This is a genomic window from Intrasporangium sp. (assembly GCF_051961875.1).
Classification (GTDB): Bacteria; Actinomycetota; Actinomycetes; order Actinomycetales; family Dermatophilaceae; genus Intrasporangium_A.
In genome coordinates this window covers 1-3,132 of the sequence record NZ_JBQCCV010000144.1, presented here as the reverse complement: position 1 = coordinate 3,132, position 3,132 = coordinate 1, and the positions used below count along the sequence as shown (strand labels likewise).

Genomic DNA, 3,132 nt, shown 5'->3' with positions numbered 1-3,132 from the left:
TCGTCCTCCCTGCACCTGCTTGGCTACCTCACCGACCCGGCGGACCCGGCCCTCACCCAGGAGCTCGCGCGGGCCCGTGACTCGCGGGCGACCCGGCTCGAGCGGATGGTCGACCGGATGGCGGCCGACGGCATCCCGATCACCTACGAGCAGGTCCTCGCCCACGTCGGCCCGGGTGCGACACCGGGCCGGCCGCACATCGCCGACGCGCTCATCGAGGGCGGCGTGATCCAGCATCGCGACGAGGCGTTCGTCGACTGGCTCAACGAGCAGTCGCCCTACTACGTGCACCACTACGCCATCGAACCCGTGCGGGCGGTGCGCCTCGTCCGCGCAGCGGGCGGAGTGCCGGTTGTCGCGCACCCTTTCACCCGGACCCGCGGCTCGACCATCCCCGACTCGTTCGTCGGGGACCTTGTCGAGGCCGGGCTCGGCGGCCTCGAGGCCTACCACCGCGACCACGGACCGGAGGAGGTGGCTCGGGCCGAGCGCCTCGCCCGCGAGTACGGCCTGCTGCTCACCGGTTCGAGCGACTACCACGGCGAGGGAAAGCTCAACCGGCTGGGCGAGAACACCACCTCCCCGGACGTCCTCGAGGCGATCGTCAAGCAGTCGAGCGGCATCACCGAGGTGGTCCGCCCGTGAGCGGATTCGACCTCACGATCTTCCTCTCCACGTTCATCACCCTCATCGTCATCCTCGACCCGCCCGGCATCGTGCCCGTCTTCCTCGCCCTCACGGGGTCGCTCACCCCGGCGCAGCGCAACAACGCCGCCCTGCGGGCCGCCGGCGTAGCGGTGCTCGTCATCGCGATGTTCGCGATCTTCGGCCAGCAGATCCTCGACTACCTGCACATCTCGATCGCGGCGCTGCAGGCGGCGGGCGGGCTGCTCCTGCTCCTGATCGCGCTCCAGCTCCTGATGGGCCGGGAGTCGGACGCCCAGGCGGACGTCGGTGTCAACGTCGCGATGGTGCCCCTCGGCACGCCGATGCTGGCCGGCCCCGGCGCCATCGTCGCGACGATGGTCGCGGTCCGGGGCGCCTCGGGGCTCGGTGGCTACCTCAGCGTCGGGGCGGCCCTGCTCGCCGCCATCGTCGTCGTCTTCCTCGCGATGCGGTTCGCGGGACTGGTCCGGCGGCTGCTCGGGGAGAGCGGGACGATGCTGCTGACCCGTATCGCGGGTCTGCTCCTGTCGGCCATCGCCGTCGAGATGATCGCGGGCTCCATCCGGGCCTTTGTCAGCACTGCCTCGTAGGGTGGCGACGTGACCGGCCAGCCCGACCAGCAGACCTTCGCGGGGATGCCGACGCCGCTCTACACGGCGTCGCCCTCGCGACTGCTCGCCTGGCTCGACTGCCCCCGCCGCTACCGGATGCAGTACCTCGACCGGCCACGTCCCGTCGCCCGCGCCCAGCGGGCGCACACGTCGGTTGGCATCGCGACCCACAACGTGCTGCGCGACTTCTGGGACCTGCCCCACGCCTACCGCACCCCGGCCGGGGTGGCCGCCCTGGTGCGCACGAGCTGGATCGACGTAGGCTTCCGCGACGGCGACCAGTCGGCCGCCTGGCGGCTCAAGGTGCGCGACGGCGTGACGAACTACCTGCGGGGCATCGACCGGCATCGGCAGCCGCTCGGCATCGAGCGGAGCGTCTCGCTGCGCACCGACAAGATCGCCGTCACCGGCCGCATCGACCGCCTCGACGACCGCGACGGTGAGCTGGTCGTGGTCGACTACAAGACCGGTCGGCAGGAGCCGACCGAGACCGACGCCCGTACGTCGCTGCCCCTCGCGCTCTACGCCGTCGGCGCCGCCCGCACCATGCGGCGGCCCTGCTTCCGGGTCGAGCTGCACCACATCCCGACGGGCACCGTGGTGAGCCACGAGCACACGCCAGAGTCGCTGCAGCGGAAGCTCGGCGAGGCCGAGTCGATCGCTCGCGACCTGCGCACGGCCGACGCGGAGTTCCGTGAGCAGGGCATCGAGTCGCCCCGGTTCCCGGCTCGGCCGTCCCCGATGTGCCCGTGGTGCGACTTCCGGGCGCACTGCGAGGAGGGCCAGCGGATGGGCCCGGAGAAGTCCGACTGGGCCGGCCTCGAGGCAGGCACCTGACAGACTGTCCACATGGCACCCAGCACGACATCCGGCGCCCGCGTCGTCGCCCTGGCGAACCAGAAGGGTGGCGTCGCAAAGACGACCTCGGTCGCCTCGCTGGGCGCCGCCTTCGCGGAGTGTGGCCGGAACGTCCTCCTGGTCGACCTCGACCCGCAGGCGTGCCTCACCTTCTCTCTCGGCGTCGACCCGGACGACGTCGAGACATCGGTCAACGAGGTCCTTCTCGGCAGGGCGGAGGTCTCCGATGCCGTCATCCGGTGCGACGACGGCTTCGACCTCCTGCCGTCCGTCATCGACCTCGCCGGGGCCGAGGCGATGCTCCTGCCCCGTCCCGGCCGCGAGTACGTCCTGCGCACCGCGCTCGAGGCGAGCCGAGCCGCATATGACGTCATCCTGCTCGACTGCTCGCCCAGTCTCGGCGTCATCACCCTCAATGCGCTGACCGCCGCGGACGCCCTCATCGTGCCTATGCCCTGCGAGATGCTCAGCCACCGCGGCGTCGGCCAGCTGCTGGACACCGTCGCCGACGTCCAGAAGATCCTCAACCGCGACCTCGAGGTGTGGGGCGTCCTCCCGACGCTCTTCGACGGCCGCAGCCGCCACGCCCATGAGGTGCTCGCGGATGTGGGGGCGCGCTACGAGCTGTCTGTGCTCGAGCCGCCGATCCCCAAGACCGTGCGCTTCGCGGAGGCCCCGGCGATCGGCCGCTCGATCCTCGCGACCGCCCGCAGCTCGAAGGGCGCCGAGGCCTACCGGCAGGTCGCGGCCTCCCTCCTCGAGCGGCTATGACGCGGACCGCCCGGGTCCGGGTCAGAGCCGTATGCCGCCCAGCCCCGCTCCGCTGAGCGGGCGGCGCGCCGCACCCGCCCCGTCAGGGGGTATGCCGCGCACGCGAGCTGGTGCCGGTCAGCTCAGTTCGACTCGGTGCTCGGGGCGCTGGCGGCCGATCCAGACCGGCCCTGACCGCCCCGGCGCCGGCGACGCCGGGGACGCGCCGCGCCATCGTCGGACGAGG

The 3,132-nt window shown here is 72.2% G+C and carries 4 protein-coding genes; all 4 read left to right on the top strand.

The window, feature by feature from the left end; translation table 11 throughout:
• Positions 1 to 645 (top strand): phosphatase (locus tag ACTHJJ_RS08745; protein WP_440302558.1); only part of this gene is annotated, 645 nt, incomplete at its 5' end.
• Entirely contained in the window at positions 642 to 1,256 is a 615-nt protein-coding gene (locus tag ACTHJJ_RS08740; RefSeq protein ID WP_440302557.1) for a MarC family protein, read from the top strand. The genes ACTHJJ_RS08745 and ACTHJJ_RS08740, both read left to right, overlap by 4 nt.
• Before the next feature lie 9 nt (positions 1,257 to 1,265).
• Positions 1,266 to 2,114, top strand: a complete 849-nt coding sequence (locus ACTHJJ_RS08735) for a RecB family exonuclease (RefSeq protein WP_440302556.1) — start codon at positions 1,266 to 1,268, stop codon at positions 2,112 to 2,114.
• Positions 2,115 to 2,126: 12 nt separating this feature from the next.
• Complete coding sequence (locus ACTHJJ_RS08730) at positions 2,127 to 2,906, top strand: ParA family protein (protein WP_440302555.1); 780 nt, start codon at positions 2,127 to 2,129, stop codon at positions 2,904 to 2,906.
• The last annotated feature ends 226 nt before the right edge of the window (positions 2,907 to 3,132 follow it).